At 34.8% G+C, this 23,728-nt stretch carries 13 protein-coding genes; 1 reads left to right on the plus strand and 12 read right to left on the minus strand.

The window, feature by feature from the left end:
- Positions 1-344 precede the first annotated feature (344 nt).
- From H600_RS0104305 to H600_RS0104365, 12 genes are all read right to left on the minus strand, one after another.
- On the minus strand, positions 345-1,907 hold the full coding sequence (locus H600_RS0104305; protein WP_026727638.1) for a SusD/RagB family nutrient-binding outer membrane lipoprotein: 1,563 nt from the start codon (positions 1,905-1,907) through the stop codon (positions 345-347).
- Positions 1,908-1,938: 31 nt separating this feature from the next.
- Positions 1,939-5,274 (minus strand): SusC/RagA family TonB-linked outer membrane protein, encoded by a 3,336-nt coding sequence (locus H600_RS0104310; RefSeq protein ID WP_026727639.1) that lies wholly within the window; start codon positions 5,272-5,274, stop codon positions 1,939-1,941.
- Positions 5,275-5,548: 274 nt separating this feature from the next.
- Positions 5,549-6,562, minus strand: coding sequence for a LacI family DNA-binding transcriptional regulator (locus H600_RS0104315; RefSeq protein WP_026727640.1), 1,014 nt, complete (start codon positions 6,560-6,562; stop codon positions 5,549-5,551).
- Between the two features lie 556 nt (positions 6,563-7,118).
- Entirely contained in the window at positions 7,119-9,788 is a 2,670-nt protein-coding gene (locus H600_RS0104325) for a glycoside hydrolase family 3 protein (RefSeq protein ID WP_035108369.1), read from the minus strand.
- A 301-nt stretch (positions 9,789-10,089) separates the two neighbouring features.
- Positions 10,090-11,427 carry an alpha-L-fucosidase gene (locus H600_RS0104330; RefSeq protein WP_026727643.1) on the minus strand — a complete coding sequence of 446 codons (1,338 nt, stop codon included), beginning with the start codon at positions 11,425-11,427 and terminating at the stop codon, positions 10,090-10,092.
- 21 nt (positions 11,428-11,448) lie between these two features.
- Entirely contained in the window at positions 11,449-13,998 is a 2,550-nt protein-coding gene (gene galB, locus H600_RS0104335; RefSeq protein ID WP_209320115.1) for a beta-galactosidase GalB, read from the minus strand.
- Positions 13,999-14,042: 44 nt separating this feature from the next.
- Entirely contained in the window at positions 14,043-15,842 is a 1,800-nt protein-coding gene (locus H600_RS21830; RefSeq protein WP_084157346.1) for a right-handed parallel beta-helix repeat-containing protein, read from the minus strand.
- 32 nt (positions 15,843-15,874) lie between these two features.
- Positions 15,875-16,654 (minus strand): L-fucose dehydrogenase, encoded by a 780-nt coding sequence (locus H600_RS0104345; protein ID WP_026727645.1) that lies wholly within the window; start codon positions 16,652-16,654, stop codon positions 15,875-15,877.
- Positions 16,655-16,725: 71 nt separating this feature from the next.
- Positions 16,726-17,553 (minus strand): amidohydrolase family protein, encoded by an 828-nt coding sequence (locus tag H600_RS0104350; protein WP_026727646.1) that lies wholly within the window; start codon positions 17,551-17,553, stop codon positions 16,726-16,728.
- Positions 17,540-17,887 carry an L-rhamnose mutarotase gene (locus H600_RS0104355; protein WP_026727647.1) on the minus strand — a complete coding sequence of 116 codons (348 nt, stop codon included), beginning with the start codon at positions 17,885-17,887 and terminating at the stop codon, positions 17,540-17,542. Before H600_RS0104355 ends, H600_RS0104350 begins: the two co-directional genes overlap by 14 nt.
- A gap of 83 nt (positions 17,888-17,970) precedes the next feature.
- Positions 17,971-19,416: an alpha-L-fucosidase gene (locus H600_RS21835; protein WP_084157347.1), complete on the minus strand. Its 1,446-nt coding sequence runs from the start codon at positions 19,414-19,416 to the stop codon at positions 17,971-17,973.
- Between the two features lie 366 nt (positions 19,417-19,782).
- Positions 19,783-20,649: an AraC family transcriptional regulator gene (locus H600_RS0104365; RefSeq protein ID WP_026727648.1), complete on the minus strand. Its 867-nt coding sequence runs from the start codon at positions 20,647-20,649 to the stop codon at positions 19,783-19,785.
- Positions 20,650-21,132: 483 nt separating this feature from the next.
- On the opposite strand from H600_RS0104365, the gene H600_RS0104375 reads away from it, so the two are divergent.
- Entirely contained in the window at positions 21,133-23,589 is a 2,457-nt protein-coding gene (locus tag H600_RS0104375) for a prolyl oligopeptidase family serine peptidase (RefSeq protein WP_026727649.1), read from the plus strand.
- Positions 23,590-23,728 lie beyond the last annotated feature (139 nt).

Genomic DNA, 23,728 nt, shown 5'->3' on the forward strand with positions numbered 1-23,728 from the left:
ATATTTTAAATAAAAACGTCGAATTTGCGATTATTCAAATGCAAATTCGACGTTTTTATTTATGACTTAACTTTTCTAAAATGGCAGTCAAATGATTGTATCTCTTAAACCTTTAGCTGACTTCCCAAAAAAACTTTAGCAAATTATACTAAAAGTGTAATAGGAAAAAAAAGTAAAGTCTTTAACAGTAACGAGTCTTTCTCACTCGATTTCTATTCGTTTCTGAGTTTCAAACATCACTTTAGCACATTGTTGAAATTAATTTCTCCAAACAAAAAACCCCAGACTCAGGTTATCCTGAATCTGGGGTTTACCAATTACTAATCAAACATTAAAAATGAAAACTATTTTACGTCCCAGAAAATTTTGGTACTTAAATTATCCTTGTCTTTAACTGTATTGTAGTTATTTGTATTATAAACACTCTCAGAACTTGGATATGTCCAACGTGTTGGAGGTAATTTCCCAGCAGAGCTTGTTTCATCTGGCATGAAAGTTAATGCTGGAAGTTTCAATCTTCTTTGCTCTGCCCAAGCTTCGTCAGCTTGCATGATGTTGAAGTGAATGTACTTTTGGAAAGCAATTAACTGCAACTGAGCTGCTGCTGTGGTAGCACCTGCAAAGTTGATTTTAAGAATATATGCCTCAATTTCAGCAGTTGTTGGCTCTGAAGTTGGTTTCCAAGTTAAATCATCTGCTTTATCTCCTAATCTTACGTAGTATTCGATAGATTGTCTGATTGCTTTTTCAAAATGTGTTTTTGCAGTAGCCGCATTACCATTTCTTGAATAGTACTCAGCAAGAAGCAAGTTCATTTCCGCAGCATTTATCAATGTACCCGGCAACCAGTCATTTCTACTGATTACAGATCTGTTGTAGATTGCAATTTTACCATCAGCGATTACTTGGTCTTGTGCTCCTGAAGTTGCTGATTGGTCAAGTCCAGTATAAACTGTCGCATTTACACCTTTTTCAAACAACCAAGGCTCACGAGGGTCAAGATTAGCATTCATGTGATCAATCATTACTTTTGGTGCAATATTGTTTCCTGACTCCATAGCATCAAAGAACCCTGAAGTATCCAAATCTGTATCCTGAGTGTATACTCTGAATGCAATATTCTCTGCATTTTCATCAACAATTTTTCCTTCAGCAATGATTTCAGCCATTTCAGAATTTGCTCTTGCGGCTAAAGATGAAACTCCAGATACTCGGTTTAGGATTCTTAAACGTAATGAATTACAATAGTTTTTCCACATTACTAAGCTTCCTTTGTTGATCAAATCCTGATTTTTGAACTCTACTCCTGTTTTAGTAGATAATGTAATTGTATTCAATTCAGTAGAAAAACCTTTCAACTCATCTAACATCTTTGCATAAATCTCAGTTTGGCTGTCATACTTTGCTGCTGCTTTTGTATAATCACCTCCTGTCATACTGATTTTACCAGCCTCAGAAAAAGGGATGTCGCCATAATTGTCAATCATCTTTTGCGTATGATCGTACAAATAAATTGTCGAAGTTATAGTATAGATTCTACTATCTGCTTTATCTGCATCTGGAAGCGCAGCAAATGCTTTTTCCAATTCTCTATATTGCGTAACAAAGTTGTAATATCTATCCCATCTGTAAACTGTAGCGGCTCCTGGAATATAACGCCCTGTTATATTCGTAAATCCGTGTGCTTGTGTGTACGAAAGAGAAGTTGATCTAAGAACTGTAAAATAGTTCCAATATGATGGAATTACATCCTCAAAATTAACTTTTAAGAATCCCGCAAACTGTTTAGGCACAGTTGTCGTTTCAATCTTAGATGGATCTCTGTACGCATCTGCGAAATCATCCTGCGAACAAGAGCTAAGAAAAAGTCCTGCTGACGCTAATGATATATATAATAATTTTCTCATGTTGTATTTTTTTAAATTAGAATTTATCAAATTAGAAAGATGCTCTTAACGAAACTCCATAACTTCTAGTCGCTGGAGATAATCCTGCATTGTTCACGTTTTGAGCCCATCTTGTTCCTGCAGTAGTTCCCTCAGGATCCATATCCTTAATTGTTCTATAGATAAAAAACAAGTTACGTCCGAAGAAAGAAGCAGTCAATCTAGTAGCTCCAATTTTTGCAGCCCAAGCAGACGGTACATTGTAAGCTATTGATAGTTCTCTCAATTTAACATAGTCATTCTTTTTAATATACAATTCATAACGAGAAATACTGCCATATTGAGGTCCACCCCAGTTGTAAGTCAATGCATAATATCCTGCTTGAGAAACAACATTCGTATTTGGATTACCATTTGGATCAACACCATCCATTAACATACCATCACGATATAAAGTTTGACCAGCTGGTCCTGCAGTAGCACTATTAGGAACTTGAACTCCTCTGCCATTATCCATATAATATGTCAAACCTCCACGCTCATTAGTACTGTAATTCAAAGTCTCTTCTGTCAAACCTCTTGAATTCATCCAGCTGATACCCGTTGGCATTATATAACCTCCATAAGAATAATCAATATTTACATCTAAAGTGAAGTTTTTATATGTAAATGTATTGATCAAACCACCAACACCTTTAGGCATAGCTGATCCATATTTCTCCCATTTATCACCATCGATTATATAGAAACCATCAGAATCTACCATTTTATTACCGTTAGTGTCTGTTTTAATAGGGTGTGCATAAATACCTCCCATTGGCTGACCTACAACTGATTTCAATTGAGCTGCTGATCCATCATAGTCCGCATGTAAATATTCTGTTGAACCATCAGCTAATGATACTAGTTTGTTTACGTTTTTTGCCCAGTTTAAAGTAACATCCCAAGAAAAACTTTCTGTTCTAAAAGGAGAACCTGTTAATGAAACCTCAAAACCGTGGTTAGCCAATTCTCCAACGTTTGCCAAGATCGATTTTGCTCCTGTAGTAGGCGCTAATGTCAAAGGAAGAATTTGGTCTTTAATTTTTGCATTATAGTATGAGAAATCTAAACCAAGTCTTCTGTCAAAGAATTTAGTTTCAAAACCAAGCTCATACTCGTTTTTCATCTCAGGCTTAATTCCTTCGTTACCATATGATGCATTTGATGTTGTAATCAAAACAGGAGTAGTTGTTCCTTGAGTACCTAATGTAGCTTGGTTGAATGCAACGTTTGCTAGGTAAGATTCTGGATAACTACCCACAATTCCCCAAGAAGCACGCAATTTTGCATAACTAACCACTTCTGGTAATTTTACTGCTTCAGATAACACAAAACTTGAGTTAACAGAAGGGTATGTAAATGAATTGTTGTTTGGATTCATTGTAGAAGTACGGTCTCTTCTGATTGTACCTTCAAGGAATAAATAGTTTTTGTAGCTACCATTGATTGTTCCAAATGCAGCATCTTTCAAAATTTCATATCTTCTAGAAGTACTGTTTGCCATATTGATAGAAGCGTTCATGTCGTACCATCCTTCAACACTTAATCCTCCATTAGTAGAACGAGACAAAAACTTACCTGTTTCTTGAGAACCGTTGAAACCAGCTTGTGCTCCCACAGTAAAATCGTCATTAAGTTTTTTGTTGTATGTTAACAATACTTCACCATAAAGGATATTGTAATCTTGAGATTCCATTCCAAAAGCACCAGATCTGTCTCCTCCGAATTGATAAATCAACGGAACTTCAACAGGATCTCTATTTTCGATGTTCACAGAAGATAAATCTGTCGAAACACGTCCACGTAATGAAAAATCACCAAACGTAAGTGTTTCAGTAACACTAGCAATCAAACGGTTTGTAATCTCATCTTGTTGCTTAGCATTTGTGTTCCAAAAATAATCTCCAATATCCGCTTTGAATCCATTACGAATAATGTTTTCACTTGGAGTCAAACTCTGACCATTTACTCCTGTAACATATTTATAACCTAAACTTGTTTGGTATTTAGCTTTGTACCAATCTCCATTATCAAATGGGCTTAACATACCTGTAAAGTTATTTACCAAACGGTCCGTCGCATAAGCACGATTATGAACTTTTTGGTTCATGTAGTTTACAATAACATCTGTTTTTAAGAATTTACCCGTTTTAAATGATGCATTTAAGCTTAAGTTATTTTTCTTATTACTGTTACCCATAGATAATCCGTCAGATTCAATATGTGTATAAGAAAAACGGATATTGCTGTTGTCAGTAGTATTTGTAAGAGCAACGTTTGTTGTAGCATCCCAAGCATCTTGGAACATGTTTTTATAACCATCTTTTTGAGCAGAGTATGGACGAACCACACCATCCCAAGTCATAATAGGTTTTCCATCAAACCAGTTTCCAAAGTTAACAGAGCTATTTGGAACCCCTCTCATATCAGCAGTACCATCACCATTAGTATCATAATGTGCGAAACCGTCTGGTGCCAAATATGCTGAAGGATTGAAATTTGGATTCGCATATCCTTGACCTCTTTCATACTGGAATCTTGGCAAGTAAGCAATTTGATTTCCAGAGTAACTCGTACTGAAATCAATACCTAAACCTTTTTTTCCTTTACCTGATTTTGTAGTAATCAATACAACCCCATTTACAGCTTCAGAACCGTATAATGCAGCTGCAGAAGCACCTTTAAGAATCGAGATGTTCTCAATATCCTCAGGGTTGATATCTGCTAAACCATTGTTTTTCATACGTGGTGCGTTCCAATAATCACTATTATTAACATCACCATCACGAATTGGAATACCATCCATAACGATAAGGGGTTGGTTTTTACCAGAAACACTATTCAATCCACGAATTTGGATATTGATTGGTCCACCTCCACCTGGTGCAGATGTAACACGTACACCTGGTGCTTTACCATATAAAGAGTTTGCAATTGTAGGCGATGCTGTTTTTGTAATCGCATCAGCTTTAATGATACTTGTAGCGTATCCGATAGATTTATTCTTTTTAGTTTGCCCCAAAGCTGTAACTGTGATCCCATCAAGTTCATTAGTCGCAGTTGCTAGTCTAACATCCATCCCGTCAGTAGCTCTTAATTCTACTGTTTTAAATCCCACAGCACTTATAATAAGTGTAGCTCCTTCTTTTACTGAAATTTTAAATCCTCCATTTTCATCAGTAATTGTCTCTTGCTTTGTTCCTTTTTCTTTAACATTCGCAAAAGGAACTGGCAGATTCGTATTATCTGTAATTACACCGGAGATTGTCTTGTTTTGTGCATTTACTCCTTGGTAACACAACATCATTAGAAAAACTAACAATGATTTGTATAACAGTTTTCTCATAATTAATATTAGTTTGGTTTGGTTTAAATTATTTTTAAATTAAAAGGTTCTGATTATTTAAAAAAATATTGGATACTAAAACCTTTAATTCCATATTACCATTTTCTCAACCTGGCAATAACTAAGTTTCTTGTTTGTAACATCTCTATTTTTTCTTTTATATCATAAGCGTGTTTTTTGTTTAATAATTTGTTTTAAGTTTTCTGAGTTATTATTTTTTTTTCGTTAACTATAACGTTTTAGCAATTGGCTTTTAAAAAAAAGGAACATTATGCTATACCGACTCTCTTATAGTTAAACTTCCTTTTTTCTTTTCTTTTATAATCTTGTAATCACTCCCATCTGTCATTTGTTTCATTAGGAGCTTTACTGTTTTTTTTCCCATTTCTTCAATAGGCTGCGCCAAAACTGTAATAGATGGCGAATTAAGCCTGAAACTGTCGTGATCATCAAAACTAATCACTGCTTTGTCTACTGGAATCTTCAATCCGAGTTTCCTTAAAGATTGTAATCCTGCAAGCAACAAATAATTTGCGCCAAATAATATGGCATCGATATCAGTATTTTGGCTCAAAAATTCAGAGATTTTTTCAATTCGTTTATCTTCTGTTATTTGATAATCCATATCCAAAACTCTTGATTCATCATACAAACCTGCTTCTTTCAATGTGTGTGCATAGCCTTGTTTCCTCAGATCCATTTGAATCAGCTGTGAATAATTGGTAACAAATGCAATTTTTTTGAATCCTTTTTCTAACAGAAATCGCGTTGCTTTCTCTGCTCCTTCAAAATTATCAAGCACTACATGACTTACATCTTGTCCTTCAAAATAACGATCGACTAATACTACCGGACATTGAAGTTCTAATAATCTGTCAATCGTACCTTTCATATTTTCGGTAGGCGTTATGATAAAACCATCTACATTTGCCTGCAATAAACTATCTACCAACTCTATCGCTCGTTCATCACTTCCACCAGTACTGCAATAAAACACTCTATAATTAGAATCGATTGCTTCTCTTTCGATCACTTTTGCCAAATCTGAAAAAAAGTGATTTGATATATCTTCCACAATAAGCCCAATTGATCTTGTTTTTCCAGTTCGCAAACTACTGGCAATCATATTGAGTTTAAATTTCATTTCTTCACTAACCTTGAAGACTTTCTTAATCACTTCTTTGCTTATCCCCATTTTTTCGCCTTTGTTGTTCAAAACAAATGAAACAGTCGTAACTGATACATTTGCAGCTTTGGCGATATCTTTAATGGTGATGTTTTTTTTCATGAAACGTTAAGCTTATCTTAAACTTTAGTTAATACATTTAAACAAATATATATTTAATAAAACGATTTACAAAAACGTTTTAGTATTTTTTTTATATCTATTTAATTATTTTAACATTTAAAAAACCTAAAATCAAATTTTAAGCCTAACCCACTGAAAATAAAACACTATATGATATAAATTCAGATATTATTTTTCTCACAAAATCCTAAAATCATACAAAAATTCAATAAAAATAAATATTGCAAAAAATGATGCTATAAAATCAGGAAAAATGCGACATATTTAACTTAAATATATGTTAACTAATATTCATATAACATTTCCGTATTTGCAAAATCATAATTTTTAATCCATAAATATTTTTATTTGTTTTTTATTCCTTTTTTAGAAATCATAACAAATCACTTTTTTAAAAAATTTGATTTCTTTTTCCTTGATTTTAAAAGTTGTAAGCTTTTTATTGCATTTGATTTTATCCTGAATGCTAAATCTCAAAAATTGATCTCCATTTTTTATTTCAATTCTCACATTCTTTTGTTTTTCAGAATTGATTTTACTCCGTAACAGTAAGAATGTCTCTCAATCGAATATCTCTTGAAGAAGCTCCAATCATAATTCTGAAATCGCCTGGCTCCACAACCCACTGCATCGATTCGTTTAGCATCTTCAGTGTTTCTTTATTGATTTCAAATGAAATTTCTTTTGATTCTCCCGCTTTAAGCGAAATTCTCTGAAAGCCTTTCAATTGTTTTATGGGTTGAGCAATTGATGCCAAAACATCGCGTACATACAATTGAACAACCTCATCGCCGTCAACATTACTTGTATTTTTTATCGTACAATACACTTTTATTGTTTCTGATTTCCCTAATTGTTTTTTGTCAAATCGTAGATTGCTGTATTCAAACGTTGAATAACTCAATCCGAAGCCAAAAGGAAATAATGGCGCTCCGTTTAAATTGGTATAATCATCAGAACGTCCTGTTGGCTTATGATTGTAGACCAATGGCAATTGTCCTTCAAAAACAGGAAACGTAATTGGTAAACGTCCTGCAGGATTTTTATCTCCAAACAAAATATTGGCAACGGCATGACCTCCATCTTCGCCTGGATACCAAACATCTAAAATTGACGGCACATTGTTGATCCATTTATCCATTGTAATAGCGCTTCCTCCAACCAAAACAACTACAACTGGTTTTCCCGTAGCGGCAACAGCATTTATTAATTCTTCCTGATGTCCAAGCAAACCTAAATAAGCTCTGTCATTAAATTCGCCTTCTTCGATTCCGGCTGCAATTACCGCCACATCCGATTTTTTGGCAGCCGCTACAGCTTCATCAATTTTATTTTGCCAATCATTATCTACTCCAACATTCCAGACTAACTTAAATTTAGCATAGCCTTGTGATTCAAAAAACTCAATTCTGATATCGTATTCTTTGTCTTTTTCAAATTTGAATTCAACCAATTTAGTTGAATAGGTTTGGCTTTTCCAATTGTCAATAAGTAGTTTTCCGTTTAAGTACAAACGGTAACCATCGTTTCCTTCAAAACCAATTTTATAAGTTCCCGTTTCTGGAGATTTTATTTTTCCGCTCCATTTAACAGAATAAAAATCGTAATTAATTTTTTCTTGATCAGGAGAATAAAGCGTCCAATCAAAATTAACTGCTTGATCCAACCTAGTCAAAACCGGACTTCCGTTTAATTGCACATTATTAAAATATTCGCCCACTAAACCATTTTTGGTTTTGCCATTTTCAATACTAGATAATTGAGACGATGGAACCGACACATATTCTTTGCTTCTTCTCGCAACTCCTTCTGCAAAATTTATTTGAGCTGACGCTCCTAACTTCGCTTTTATTCCGTCAAGCATATTTACTTTTCCGTTGCCCGGACCGCTGTAACCTCCCAAACGTGCTTCGGTAATATCATTTCCAATTAAGGCAATTGATTTTATCGATTTTTTAAGAGGCAAAACATTGTTTTCGTTTTTAAGCAAAACCATTCCTTTTTCGGCTGCTTCTCTTGCCAACAATTTGTGGGCTGGATTTCCATTCCATTTATTGGTTTCTTTTTCATCCGCATACGGATTTTCAAATAATCCCAATTCAAATTTCAATCGCAAAACCCTCGCCACAGCTTCGTCAATATTTTTCATATCAATTCTTCCGTCAAGGAAAGGCGGCTGGAATAATTTATAATGATCGTAGGCTGTTTGAAAGATTACATCCAGTCCGTTGTTGATGGCATTTGTTCCAGATTCAGGATAATCTTTTGCTGTATAATGCAACACATTTCCACCTCCAACAGCATTTGCATCAGAAATAATGAATCCTTTAAAATTCATTTCTCCTTTTAATTTTTTATTCAACAACCAGTCGTTTGCCGTACAAGGACTTCCATTTATAGTATTGTACGAAGTCATCACACTTCGGCTTCCTCCTTCGGTAAAACACGCACGGAAAGGCGGAAACTGATATTCTTCCAGATAACGTTCATTGTAATCAATTGGGTAACTGTCACGGCCTCCGTCTCCACTATTCGCTAAAAAATGCTTCGGAGTTGTAATTACTCCTCTTTCTTCAAACGAGGAAACATATGCTACGCCCATTTTTGAAGAAAGAAAAGGATCTTCTCCGTATGTTTCTTCTACTCGTCCCCAGCGAACATCTGAAGCAAGATTGACAACTGGCGATAAAATTTGGCGAATTCCTCGGCTTTTTGATTCCATTGCAATGGCGGTTGAAACTCTTTTCACTAATCCGGGATCAAAAGTTGCTGCCAATGAAATAGATTGCGGAAAAGCTGTCGCGCCATCTCTTACCAATCCGTGCAACGCTTCATCAAAAGCGATAATCGGAATTCCGAGACGTGTTTTCTCAACAAAATATTTCTGAATTTTATTAACCAGTTTAACCGTTTCCTTTGCATTACTTGCTGCACTATAATCTAAAATCTGATTGCTGGCATCGGTACTTCCTTTGGCACTGACTTGAAAACCAAAAATTCCATTTTTATAATTGGCTTCTCCATCAGACAAATCACCGGGAATCATGAACATCTGCCAAAATTTCTCTTCCGTCGTCATTCTGGATAATAAATCCTGAACGCGTTCTTCAACAGGCAATTTTGAATTTTTATATTTTGGCGCATTCTGAGCATATAATGTCTGAAATCCCAGAAATAAGCCTAGTAAAAGTATTTTTTTGTTCATAATGATAATATTGAAATAACGATAAGGCATATATTTTTATTGATTTTAACCTGTTGAGGATACTTGATCTTTTTTTAAACACATAGAAACATAGAATTTATATCTAAATGAAGTTGACTAAAAGAAACTAGTTTCTAACACATAGCCAACTATGTTTATTTTAATTCTTCAGCACCAAAAATCTATTTTTCTATGTTTCAAAAATTGTATCCAAAAGACTGATTTTTATGGAATCAATTCAAAAAATTTGGATAAAAAAATGCCATCTCCTTTTCTGGAGATGACATTTTAAAATTTAGTATTAGTTTGTCAGGAATCCTCCGTGACCTCTGTATAATTTAATTGGTGCATCTAAAGTAACTTTAATACAAGTCACATATTTATCAATTGCAGTTTCCGGTAAATCAATATAAACCAATCCTGGAACTGCACTCCAAGAAATTTTCCCTACCACTTTATGAGTTAATTTTACATTTGAACCCAAAACTGTAATATCCTGAATTTTATTATCAAGACCTTTCAGCATTAATTGACCCGAAGTTTTTCCGTGAACAAATAAATAAAGTGTTTTTGAATCTTTAGAAAGTGTCGTTGGCCCATAAAAATGTCCCATCGGAATTCCAGGAACTGTTCCAAAAATACCTTCTCCATTTCTTCTGTTCCAATCACCAAGTTCTTTTAAAGTCGACACAACAGTTTCTGGATAAGTTCCATCAGGTTTTGGTCCGATGTCAAGCAACAAGTTTCCTCCGTTTGAAACTGCGTCAACAAAAATCGTTACAATTTCGTAAGGTGTTTTCCAATTGTTGTCGCTCACACGGTAACCCCAGTTTTCATTCATTGTCATACATAATTCCCACCATTTGAATGCTGGACGCACTACTGGAAAGTTTTGCTCAGGAGTATCATAATCACCGTAACCTTGCAAACGTCCGTTGATAATTGTGTTCGGATTTCTGTCTAACATCATTTTACGAGTTTTTTCAGCCTGCCATTCTTCTGCGCTATGTTCCCAATCACCATCAAACCACCATAAATCCGGATTGTACCAATCTGAAATTTCTTTGATTTGACCTTGGAAGAATTTCTGAAAACGCTCCCAACGTGCTGGTTCTTTTTTAATATCGTAACGCGCTTTTTCTTTCAAAAAGCCTGGGTAATCATTATGAGTCCAATCGATTAATGAAAAATAAGCCCCACATTTGACATCTCTTTTACGCAATTCTTCAAAAAATGGCTTGATCATATCCTTTTTTGCTGGACACGTTTTTACTGAACTCAATTTACCTAACTTCGTATCGTACATTGCTACGCCATCGTGGTGTTTAGTTGTAATTACGGCATATCTTGCTCCAGAGTTTTTTATCATCTCTGCCCAAGCAGCAGGATCATAATTGCTTAAAGTGTAGCTTTTTTGTTGCTTCATATAATCTTCAACAGAAATTTTCCCGTTGTGAAAACTCCAAGATTCAGAAACATCGGCAACAGAATATATACCGGCGTGAATGAAGATTCCTAATTTAGCATCTTCAAACCATTTCATTTTTTCAGCAATATCTTGCGCTGCAATTTTATTCTGCGAATAGCCTGCGATCGTAGTTCCAATTACCAAAATCGCTAAGATTATCTTTTTGGTCATTTTTTTGTTTTTATGTAGTTATTATTTAATCAAGATAGTTGTTGAAGTTGCTTGCAATCCTTCACTTTGTGCTTTTACCGTAAATTGTCCTTTTTGATCTTTTTTCGCTTTAACAATTACAAGAACTTTTCCGTTATAAGCTGGTCTTTCTGTACTTTGAAAAGGCACAAAACTAGTAGCATCCCCATTATCAGTTGCTACAATTTCCCCTGCTCCTTCGATTGAAAACTTAACCAATGGATTTGAACGAGGAACAACCAAACCATTACTGTCTGCGACATCAACCGTTATGAAAACCAAATCAACATCATCTGCAATTACAGTATTTCTATCAGCTGTCATTTTTAGTTTTGTGGCGTTTCCTGTTGTTTTTACAATATGAGTCGCCCATGCTTTTCCATTTTTATAGCAAACCACTTTCAGCTCACCTGGCGCATATATTACATCATCCCAAGTAAGGCGGAAATCTTGTCCTTTTACCATTTTTTTTCTTCCAAGGCTTTTTCCGTTAAGGAATAATTCACCTTCGTCTCCCGAAGTATAAACATGAACAGGAACTACTTGTCCTTTACGTTCACTCCAATTCCAGTGTGGCAAAATATGTGCTGTAGGAACATCTGGTCTCCAGTGTGATTTGTAACTGTAATAACGATCTTTTAGGAAACCGGCCAAATCAATAATACCGAAATAACTGCTTCTTGATGGCGGATTGCTTTTTTGTAATTCAGCCAGTTTCGCTTCCAATTCTTTTTGTTTGGAAGGATCAGTTCTAAAATTCAGCAAATTCGTTTCATCAGAATTATAAGGTGTTGGTTCTCCCAAATAATCAAAACCGGTCCAAACATATTCTCCCAATAAATGCGGATATTTTGCATTGGTTCTGAACTGCGTATCAGGCGAGCAACCCCAACCCGGAAATGCATCATCGTAAGATGAAATCTGCCAGGTCGTTTTATTGAATTTATCATCAAAGAAATATTCACCACGAGAACTTACTGTTGAAGCTGTTTCACTTCCCAATGTTGGCTTTTTCTCATATCTCGGATCCACATCCCATTTTGGCTGCTGATCAAAAAAGTAATTTACTCCCATGATATCCAATGCTACAACTGCTCCGGAACTTCTTCCGCCGTCTGGATCATTGTATCCGTTTGAAATAGGACGCGTTGGATCTTCTCTTCGCATAATATCGGCCAATTCTTTTGTTAACTTAACATTTTGCTGATCCGGAACTTCATTCCCAATTGACCAGATAAATACTGAGGGATGATTTCTGTCTCTGTGTACCAAAGCCATTAAATCTTTCTCATGCCATTCATCAAAAATGACATTATAATCCAGTTTTTTCTTTCCGATTTTCCAGGCATCAAAAGCTTCATCCCATACCAAGAATCCCATTTTATCAGCCAGTTCCAATAATTCCGGAGCTGGAGGATTGTGTGAAGTTCGCAACGAATTACACCCCATTTCTTTCAGCATAACCAATTGTCTTTTCAATGCCGACGTATTAATTGCCGCACCTAAAGCTCCTAAATCATGGTGATTGCAGGTTCCGAAAATCTCGACTCTTTTTCCGTTTAAAAGGAATCCGTTTCGTGGCGTAAATTCGATGGTACGAATTCCGAAAGGCGTATTGTAAGTATCAACCACTTTTCCGTCAACGCTAACTTTCGTTTGCGCAACATAACGATTCGGCGTTTTTAAATCCCATAATTTAGGATTGTTTAAGATCGAATGCGTTTCTGCTTCCTCGGTTGTATTTGGTTTGATTTCTAAAGTGGAAACTATTAATGAACCTGCTTTTACAGTCGGTTTATTATCAATATCCATTTCATATAAATCGGTAGTTACAACTGCTTTAACCGTTTTATTTGTTGCATTATCAACTTTCACTAAAACTTTTATAGCGGCTTCTTCTTTGGTAATATTTGGGGTTGTGATGTAAGTTCCCCAATGCCCAACATGCACCGGATTTGTTTTTACCAGCCATACATGACGGTAAATTCCAGCTCCCGGATACCAACGGGAATCCCAGTTTTCTGTGTCCAGACGAACTGCTAAAACATTTTCTTCTCCAAATTTTAAAAATGGTGTCAAATTCATGCGGAAAGAATTATAACCATATGGCCAGGTTCCAACATAATTTCCGTTTAAATAAATTTTGGCATTTGCCATAGCGCCGTCAAAATCGACAAAAATCTGTTTCCCAGCATCTGACGCCGGAACAGTAAAATGTTTTCGGTACCAGCCAATTCCTTTCCATGGCAATTTTCCTGTTTCTCCTCTAAGCTCAATTCTAAAGGGGCCTTTGATCGCCCAATCATGAGGCAGATTCAATTTTTCCCAATTGGCTTCATTAGTTGAAAAGGCTTCTAAATTTTTAGGTTCCTCTTTAATTAATCCATCCGCCTGAAGTCCGAATCTTGAAAAAACCCAATTATCATCAAAAGACTCCGTATCAACTGAGCCCATTCTTTTAATTGCTTTTTGCTGTGAAAAACCAGACAATCCCATCACTAAACAGAGTACTAAAACGATTTTTTTGTTTAATGAAAACATGCTATTGCTCATATTCTTATATATTTTGCTTTGATTTTAGCTTACGCTTTATTCGTTTACTTTATATTTGTCTTTATATCAAAATTCATCATATTGAAAGTTGCAATTTTTGGCTTCCAATGGGTATTAAATGTGTTGTTTTTTATTACAACTTTTTTGCAGGCAGTAAGTTTAAAAGCATCTTCGTTTGAAACTTCTCCCACTAAATCTGACTGATTTATAGTATTATTAGAAAAAAACAATCCATCAGTCGAACGAGCTGACAAAATAGATTTGTCCAAAACAGTAAATGTATTTTCCTGAATTCTGATATTATGATGCACAAAATACCCTTTTACTAGTTCATGATTCTCAGGCGCTATATTTATAACCGTACCCGAATTATATGCGCATTCTTCAAAAGTATTATTCTGAATCGTCACATCAGCGACTGACCCCGATTCAAACCAATTTGAAGCATCGTCAGCTATTAAAATTGCATGCATTCCTGTTCGATAGAAAATGTTATTTTCTATCCGTATTTTTCTGCGCGTAGTCAACAATATTCCTCTTGTATTGGTGCGCTCAAATCTTGAATTTCGGATTGTAACTTCCGGAGTCCAAGTTATATTTTCAATTACATCCCCTATTTTTATTTTTTCTGAAATTTCATTTTCTAAAACCAATTCCATTTCTTTTTTGCTGATCAATTTTGCCGATTTCACTTTGCCAAAAACAATTGTTTTCAATGTTTTCGGACTTACAAAACTGATGCTGTCACCAGCGAAAAAAGCTTCAAACCCATACGTCTGATGGTGCATGAATTGCACTTTTATTTTCTTGTTTCCTGAAATTTCAGTTATTTTTAAATGCGTCCCGTGCACATTTATCGCATCATCATGCGCTCCTGATGTTTTGCAATCGGTGACCAAAATTTTTCCTTTACAACCTGAAAAATGGAAACAATCAGCAAAAGATGCAATTACACGTCCCGAATTTTCGCGGGGTGCCACTACAACTTTTGAAAGTGTTATATTTTCGGCAAACTGAGAAACAATTCCCAAACCGTGCATAAAATGCATTTTGATATTAGACAACACAACATCTTTACTCAATGTAATAAATCCACCGCAATTATCACGGTATGTATCACGGATTGAAAGCACATCTCCTGTCTTATATTTATCTTTTGAGAAATCACCTTCAAATAAAACTTCTCTGTTTTCCTGCTGAATTGCTTTTGATTTCAAAAAAGGTTCAAATGAGGAATAATGCATTCTGTTTTGCTGATCCAGTGCAATCGTATGATGCGAATTACTTTTCCAACCTTCCCCATAAAAACCAATTTTTCCGTTTTCGATAAAATATTTAGAATCGGGATGGATTTTTAATTTTACTGCAGATGGCGAAACCCAAACAACAGTCGCCTCTGACATTGTTGGTCTTTCATAATCAAACTGAAGATTCTTAATTTCAATGTTTTCACAATTGAATAAGGCAAACGAAATCATTTTTCCATGTAAAACAACCAATGTATTGTTTCCGTCTAAAGTCACATTTTTTAAATGATCGAAGAAAAAGCCAATGTTTTTGATCTTGGATAATGTATCACTTTCAGTCGCATTCGAAATGTAAATTTCTTTTTTAACCGAATCTTCCGGCCACAAATCAATTCTTCCACCAGGTAATTGAACAACTACATTTTTCCTTCCCGAACATTTTTTTAATGCTTCAGAAATTCCTTTACTAGCGTTCTGATAACTATTCGGTTTCACTCCAAATTCCGTCACTTTTACAGTATCTATAACCTGACACGAAACCTTTATTGCCATCAAAAAAAACAAAAAGGATAAGAACATTTGTTTATGGAATATCATTTTAATTTTTGGATTAATAGTTAATCTTAAAATTATAATGAACGATCCAAATGTGTATAACCGCCATCAACATGAATCAGTTGTCCTGTTGTATGACTTGATCTGTCAGACAATAAGAATACTGCCATATTAGCGATTTCTTCTGCTGTTGTCATTCTGTTTTCAAATGGAATTTTAGCAGTAATTTCTTTTAATTTTTGCTCTGGATTTTCAAGTGTATTGATCCATGCGTCGTATAATGGTGTATAACATTCGGCCACAATTACGGCATTTACACGTATTCCGTATTTTAACAATTCAACAGCCCATTCGCGAGTCAGGGCATTGCGTCCACCGTTTGAAGCTGCATACGCTGATGTGTTTCCTTGTCCAGTATCAGCCGTTTTTGAACCAATATTAACGATAGCTCCTTTTGTTTTCTTCAACTCAGGCAAAGCATGTTGTGCCATTAAATAATAGTGCACCAGATTTTTATGAATTGAAGACATGAATTTTTCATAATCGCCGCTTTCCAAACCAACGCCATCATTTACTCCAGCATTATTAATCAATCCGTCGATTCGTCCACATAATGCAACAACTTGGTCAACTGCATCTTTACAAGCCTCGGGATTTGTAAGCTCCGCAGAAACTGCTAATGCTCTTCCGCCTTCAGCTTCTATTTCTCTGATTGCATTTTCATTATCGGCTTTACTTCTTCCTACAATTACCGGAATTGCACCTTCTCCCGCCAAAACTTTACAGATTCCAAGTCCAATTCCTTTTGCTCCGCCAGTTACAATAATTATTTTATCAGTAAGGTTAAGATTCATTTTGTATGCTATTTTAGTTAGATAGTTTTTTGACTGTGCGTACATAAACTCACAATCATGGTCGTTTTTTTTTACAAATGATAAAAATTAAAGGCGTTTTCGCTCCAAAATTTATCCTGATCTGTTTTTGAAAATTTCGAAAAATAGTCTTCAACAATTTCACATGATTCGGCGTATGAAGCAGCGAGTAAACTCACAGGCCAATCGCTTCCGAACATTAAGCGTTCAATCCCAAAAACCTCAGTAACAACATCTAAACAACTCATAAAGTCTGTTGCAGTCCAATTATTCCAGTCGGCTTCGGTTACTAATCCAGACACTTTGCACATCACGTTTGGAAATTTAGCAATAGCTCGTATTCCGTTTTCCCAATCTGTGAATTCTTTATTTTTAAAATCCGGTTTTGCCAAATGGTCAATAACAAATTTTTGTTCCGGAAAGTTTGCTACAAGTTTTGCTGCATTTTCCAAATGTTTCGGAAAAATCAAAATATCATAGGTGAAATTATGTTTTGCTAATTGCGAAATTCCACGCTGAAATTTTGGTTGCAGCATAAAATCAATATCAGCTTCTGCCTGAATAATATGCCTGAATCCTTTTAACTTTTCAAATTGGGCATAATATCCCAAGCGCTCTTCAATATTCGCATCACATAAATCTATCCATCCAACAACGCCTTTTATGAAAGGATTGTCTTTAGCCAAGTCAAGCAGAAAAAATGTCTCTTCTTCACTTTGATCAGCTTGAACCGCTACACAACCACCAAACTGATTTTCGAATAATATGGGTTCCAAATCAGCAGGCAAAAAATCACGCTTGATCACTTTCATTTCATCCGTAATCCAAGCATCCTTTACAGGGTCGTATTTCCAAAAATGCTGGTGGCTATCGATTTTCATTTAGGTCAAATATTTTTTCCATCATCATCCATTTTTCACCTTCTTTTGCCCATGGCAAAGCTTTTTGATATTTCCACATCAATTCTTCCCATTTCTGAACTACGGGATTATTGGCATCCATTTCTCCTTTTCTTTCAAAAGTAAACGTCTCGTTGGCTTCGATAATCATAAACATTCTGTTTCCGACACAATAAATATCAAGATTCTCAATTCCCGAATTGGTAATGCTTTCTGTAATTTCTGGCCAAATTTTTTCATGATATTTTTTATACTCTTCGATTAAATTGGGATCTTCAATTAAATCTAAAGCGAGACAATATTTTTGAGTTACCATAGTATTTTATTTAAAATTTAGGTTGAAACCTAAAATTACTGATTATCGATTAAAAAACAATTTAAATCAGAGATTAGAAATTGTTATTGAGCCGTTACTTTTAAAACTACTCCGGCTTGTTTTGCAAGCTCTGCGCGCAATGCTTTCGGAATTGTTATACTAATTCCGCCCTTTACATTTTTATAACTTAGCTTTTGTTTGCTTGCCAAAAGCATCACATTTGCTTTACCTTTTAAATTGTTTTTAATTACAATTTCTGCAGGTATTTCTTTTTCATTTGCTTGTGGAAGATAAATTCCGAAGATTGTTTTTTCTCCTTTCGAAGTATAACATAAATTGCCTTCAGAATAAGGTGCTACAGGTTTTGTCCCATAAATAGCATCTCCATTAATATCAAGCCATTTTCCAACTTCGGCTAACGCTTGCTGAATTTTCGGTTCAAAATCTCCTTTTCCGTCTGGGCCAACACCTAGCAATAAATTTCCGCCCTTAGCAACAATACCGGTCAATAGCTGAATAACCTCTTTACCTGATTTGTATTTATCATTTGGCACCCATCCCCAATCATTTCCAAGTGTTACACAGCTTTCCCATGGCACTGGAATTGGTTTTTCAAGCACTTTTCGCTCAGGAGTCAAATAATCTTCATATTCTCCAGGAACCCAGCGATCTACCACAATAAGTCCGGGTTGTTTTTTACGTGCTGTTTCGGCAATCAATTTCATATCAATATCCAAATTCTGACGGCCTTTTTTGCCAGCAGTTTGTTTTGGATCTGAAGGACGAACCCATCCGCCATCAAGCCAAAGTATATCTACTTTTCCGTAATCAGAAGTCAATTCATTCAGCTGATTTTGCGTGTATTTCACAAAATTCTGCCATCTCTCGGGATGTGCTTTAACATCGTAATTCGGATTTCTATCTTTTGGAGGGTAATATTTCCACCAAAAATCCTGCGAAGTCCAGTCTGGTTTTGAAAAATAAATTCCAACAGACAAACCCTCTTTGCGCGATGCATCTAAAACATTTTTCAATACATCTGGTTTTGGATTCTTGGCATTAGGCAAATTGGGATTTGTAATTTTGAAATCAGTGAATTTTGAATCGTACATACAAAATCCATCATGATGTTTGGAAGTAAAAATCATATACTTCGCTCCAGCGCTTTTAAACATTTTTGCCCATTTTTCAGCATCCAGATTTACAGGATTTAAACTAAATCTAGCACCGCGATAATCAGATGCAAACGAATCGTAATCGTCATACCCGTTTCGGGTAACCCAGTCTTCAGGTGCCAATCCCCACGACTCGCAAATTCCCAACTGACTGTATAATCCCATATGAATTAAAACGCCGAATTTGTAATCCTGCCATTTTGCCAAATTGTCTTTTACCGCTTTGTCTTTAGGACCTATATAAGTATTTCCGGGTATTTTTTCATTTTCCGGCATAATATCGCCCTGAGCATACGACAGGGTTCCTGCTGCAAAACAACAAACGGACAGTATTAATTTTATGCTGCTTTTCATATTTTATTTTGACACCTAATTATATAGGCACACTTTAAATGTGAGTAATTAATTTCATGTTTTCAAATCGTACAAGTTATTAACTAAATCGTTTTATATAATCAGACATAGTTTTATTGTAATCTTAGAAAAATAAAATTATTGCATTATAATCTTTTATTTTACCTCAAAATTATCATTAATTAAGCATTTATTATCTTTTTAATAAATACCACCAAAAGACAGATTTTTAGCTCACTTTTTTGCAATAAATTATGAGATAAAAAAAAATAGTACGTTATAAAAAGAAATCCTTAAAATGAAGATTTTAATTTTTAGCAAAATCAAATCCTTAATTTTTAACAAAATTACAAGTGAAAACCAATCTTATACCAAAGCATTTTTTCGATATTCTTTTGGTGTAGTACCTATCAATTTCTTGAAGAGTTTATTGAAGTTTGAAGCCGTTTTGTAACCACATTCGTAGGCAATTTCAGAAATGCCCAAATCGGTTTCAATTAAATATTTGCAGGCATTTGAAACTCTGATTTCATTTAAGTATTCCACAAAAGGCTTTTTGGTTTTAGCCTTGAACATCCTGCAGAAAGAAGTTGGAGTCAGGTTTGCAATTTTTGAAATTTCATCAAGTGAAATTTCTTCTTTGTAATTTGATTTTACATATTTAAAAACTTCTGCCAGACGATCATTTTTATTGTCCTCATTAATCGGCACGTATGAATTATCATTAATATACCTTAAATCTTTACTCCTAGACAAGAGAGACAAAATTTCCATAAGTCCCATCACCACTTCAAAACCCTTCTTTTTGAGAAGTTTGTTCATTTTTTTTGCGATCAAAGTATTGGTTTCTCCCGTAATAGAAACGCCTTTTATAGCTTGAGCGAAAAACTTTTTAACTTCTTGCGCTTCGGGCAATTCATAAAAAGAGTTTCCAAAAAGATCTCGGCTAAAATAAATTACAATGGCTTTGGCTTTAAGACTATTTATTCCTTTATAAAAAATTTCATCGTTAAGCCAAACGTGTGGAATGTCATCTCCAAGAAAAACCATGTCGCCAGGTTGAAAAGATTCTACCGAATTTCCAATAATTCTTTTACCATGACTCTCTAATATATAAACCAATTCAAATTCTGGATGCGAATGAAAAGGAGACTGAAAAAACGACTCTTCACGAGAGAATACAGATAGCGACGTATTTGTATAGGAAGCAATAGTAGTTTTAACAATTTTCATTTTCCGAATAATAATGATAATTAATAATTAAATAATGATAAAATTGAATTAATTATTAAATTGATTTAAATATAATTTTAATTTACCCTAAAAACAAAAATAACATAAAAATGCATTCTACAATACTAAATCGTTTTAATAAGATAAAAAAATCAAAAAAAAGTTGTTTTCGCCTCTTATTTTAGAAAAAAAAACAGACTTGCTTTTTGCTCCGAAAGTCCTAAAAACATTGGAAGCAGAACTAAAATTAAGCCCAAAAATCAAGTCCTTTTTTTGGATAAAATGATAGAATTGAATTAATAAGTGATTTCTCGATAAAAATATATATCTGGATTGACAACCAATTTTACAAAACGTTTTTAAGCAAAATTTAAAAGCGTTTTAAAAATCTACAAACGCTCCTTTTTATTCTAAACTTAAAAATTATTTAACGACAACTTAATTGAAAAGTGTTGGAATAAAAAAACAAAAACTAAAAAACAAATGAAAAAAGAACTCTTAATTTTCCTTCTTGCTCTCGGTTCAAATTTGACTGCCCAAACTAAAACTACAGGAAATGTTGTTGAATATTTTGGAAAAGAAAAAATAGAAACAACAGCCGAAGGAAGTGTTTTGCATCAATTTACTGAAGGTTATTTTCTTCCTGCTGACAAAAAAAGCGGTACACTTTTCAACGGACAAGATCCGGTTGCTTGGCAATACGCCACGGGAAAATTTGTTAATCCGAACAAGCAAAAGGGAGATTGGAAGAACATTAAAGTGGATTCAGTAGGCGTTTTTAGCGGAAAGGATTTGAGATCTGCTTTTTTGTTTACCGAATATAATTCTCCAAAAGAGCAAATCGTACTTCTGGAAACTACAGGCGGAACGCGCACTTATATAAATGGAATGCCACATGAAGGAGATCATTATGATTTTGGATATACTTTGATTCCGTTTAAACTTCGAAAAGGAACAAACGAATTTGTTTATACGAAAGGACGTTTTGGCCGTGTGAAATCAAAAATTATTACGCTTTCAAAAAACATTCAATTTACTAAACGCGACTTGACCCTTCCGGATGTGATCAATGGAGAAAAAGATGAAAAATGGGCTTCTGTTCGTGTCATCAATGCAACCGAAAAAGATTTGAAAGAATTAAAAATTGTTGCGAAATTATCTAGCGGAGAAACGACTTCATATGCGACCGACGCGATTATGCCAATGTTTGTGAGAAAAGTAAAATTTAAAGTTCCAGCTGCAAAAAACGACTTTACTGGCGAACTAAAATTAGAACTTACATTAACAGATAAAAGCGGAAAAGTATTAGACAAAACAGAATTCCCAATTCAGCAACGTTTTGCAACTGTTCATCACGAACGTACTTTTTTAAGTAAAGTTGACAATAGTGTACAATATTACAGCATTGCTCCTGCTTTAGAAAGCGGACCAAAAGCATTAGTATTATCCGTTCATGGCGCTTCAGTTGAAGCCAGAAATCAGGCGCGTGCTTACAAACAAAAAGATTGGGTAACAATTGCCGCTGCGACAAACCGCCGCCCTTTTGGATTCAATTGGGAAGATTGGGGAAGAATTGATGCCTTAGAAGTTTTAGAAGAAGCAAAAAGAGTTTTCAAAACGATTCCAGAACAAACATACTTGACAGGTCACTCGATGGGCGGCCACGGTACTTGGTTTTTGGGAACTACTTATCCGGGGAAATTTGCTGCAATTGCGCCTTGCGCTTCTTATCCTGATATTTCTACTTACGGATTTGACAAAGGAGATGAAATGCACGACAAATTCAAAGCTTATGAACCTATCAAACGTTCTGCAAATTCAGGACGCGTAAAAAGTCTTGTGCAAAATTTAAAACAAGATGGAGTATATATTCTTCACGGTGATGCCGATTCAACTGTTCCCATTTCGCAAGTGCGCGAAATGCGTCAGATTTTAGGCACTTTTCATCCAAACTTTTGTTACTACGAATACCCTGGAGGAGAACATTGGTACGGAGATCATTCAGTGGACTGGTTTCCTATTTTTGAATTTTTCAAACGTCAAACAATTCCAGCGAATAAAAATATAAAAGAAATTGATTTCCATACAGCAACTCCTGCAGTTTCTTCAACAGATTATTGGATTAAATTGCAACAGCAAATTCTTCCTTTTGATTTTTCTAATATTAATAGCAAAATCGGTAAAGAAGAAATTATTGTTAAAACCAAAAATGCTTCAATCATCGAACTTGATTTGCCTTCATTAGAAATAAACAAAGAAATCACAATCAATATTGACGATCAAATTCTGAAAACCCCTTCAAACAAAAAAGCTATTTTGGCTTTAAAAGATGGTAAATGGAATTTAATCAACGAAATCAATACTGCTAAAAAATATGCCGAGCGTCAAGGCGGATTTAAATTCGCTTTTAACAATAATATGGTTTTCGTTTACGCAACGGGCGGTTCCGCTATGGAAAAAGAATGGTACCAAAACAGAGCGCGATTTGATGCTGAAACGTTCTATTACAGAGGAAATGGAAGTATTGATGTCATTTCCGACAAGGAATTTTCATTGGAAAAATACAAAGACCGAAATGTTATTATCTATGGAAATGCTTCAAACAATAGCGCATGGAATTTGTTGTTGAAAAATTCTCCAATCCAAATTGACAATCAACAAGTAAAAATTGACAACAAAATATTGAAAGGAGATGATTTGGCCGCATATTTTGTTGTACCAAGATCCGACAGCAAAACTGCAATGGTTGGCGTTGTATCTGGAACTTCTGAAAAAGGAATGAAAGCGACTTGGGCAAATAATTATATCTCTGGAATTACAGGCTTTCCTGATGTAATGATTTTCAAAGCCGATTTGCTTTTAAATGGCTTGCCAGATATGAAAGTAAGCGGTTTCTTTGACAACGACTGGTCTGCCAAAACGTTGGAATTTTTCAATTAGAATAAAAAAATAAACTCAGAATATAACAGGCGCGTTAATTTTACTAATACGATTTAGTATTTCAATAAAAACACCTACTTTTAGCAAAAAAAGACAGAGAATCAAACTAATAGCGATATTCTCACAGAAAAAGCAATAT

The organism is Flavobacterium denitrificans DSM 15936 (genome assembly GCF_000425445.1).
GTDB classification, from domain to species: domain Bacteria; phylum Bacteroidota; class Bacteroidia; order Flavobacteriales; family Flavobacteriaceae; genus Flavobacterium; species Flavobacterium denitrificans.

Coding starts and splice junctions, on each gene's coding strand:
- H600_RS0104305 (WP_026727638.1), bottom strand. CDS start 1,907: ATGAGAAAATTATTATATATATCATTAGCGTCAGCAGGACTTTTTCTT.
- H600_RS0104355 (WP_026727647.1), bottom strand. CDS start 17,887: ATGGTAACTCAAAAATATTGTCTCGCTTTAGATTTAATTGAAGATCCC.
- H600_RS0104365 (WP_026727648.1), bottom strand. CDS start 20,649: ATGAAAATTGTTAAAACTACTATTGCTTCCTATACAAATACGTCGCTA.
- H600_RS21830 (WP_084157346.1), bottom strand. CDS start 15,842: ATGATATTCCATAAACAAATGTTCTTATCCTTTTTGTTTTTTTTGATG.
- H600_RS21835 (WP_084157347.1), bottom strand. CDS start 19,416: ATGAAAAGCAGCATAAAATTAATACTGTCCGTTTGTTGTTTTGCAGCA.
- H600_RS0104350 (WP_026727646.1), bottom strand. CDS start 17,553: ATGAAAATCGATAGCCACCAGCATTTTTGGAAATACGACCCTGTAAAG.
- H600_RS0104310 (WP_026727639.1), bottom strand. CDS start 5,274: ATGAGAAAACTGTTATACAAATCATTGTTAGTTTTTCTAATGATGTTG.
- H600_RS0104345 (WP_026727645.1), bottom strand. CDS start 16,654: ATGAATCTTAACCTTACTGATAAAATAATTATTGTAACTGGCGGAGCA.
- galB (WP_209320115.1), bottom strand. CDS start 13,998: ATGAGCAATAGCATGTTTTCATTAAACAAAAAAATCGTTTTAGTACTC.
- H600_RS0104325 (WP_035108369.1), bottom strand. CDS start 9,788: ATGAACAAAAAAATACTTTTACTAGGCTTATTTCTGGGATTTCAGACA.
- H600_RS0104315 (WP_026727640.1), bottom strand. CDS start 6,562: ATGAAAAAAAACATCACCATTAAAGATATCGCCAAAGCTGCAAATGTA.
- H600_RS0104330 (WP_026727643.1), bottom strand. CDS start 11,427: ATGACCAAAAAGATAATCTTAGCGATTTTGGTAATTGGAACTACGATC.
- H600_RS0104375 (WP_026727649.1), top strand. CDS start 21,133: ATGAAAAAAGAACTCTTAATTTTCCTTCTTGCTCTCGGTTCAAATTTG.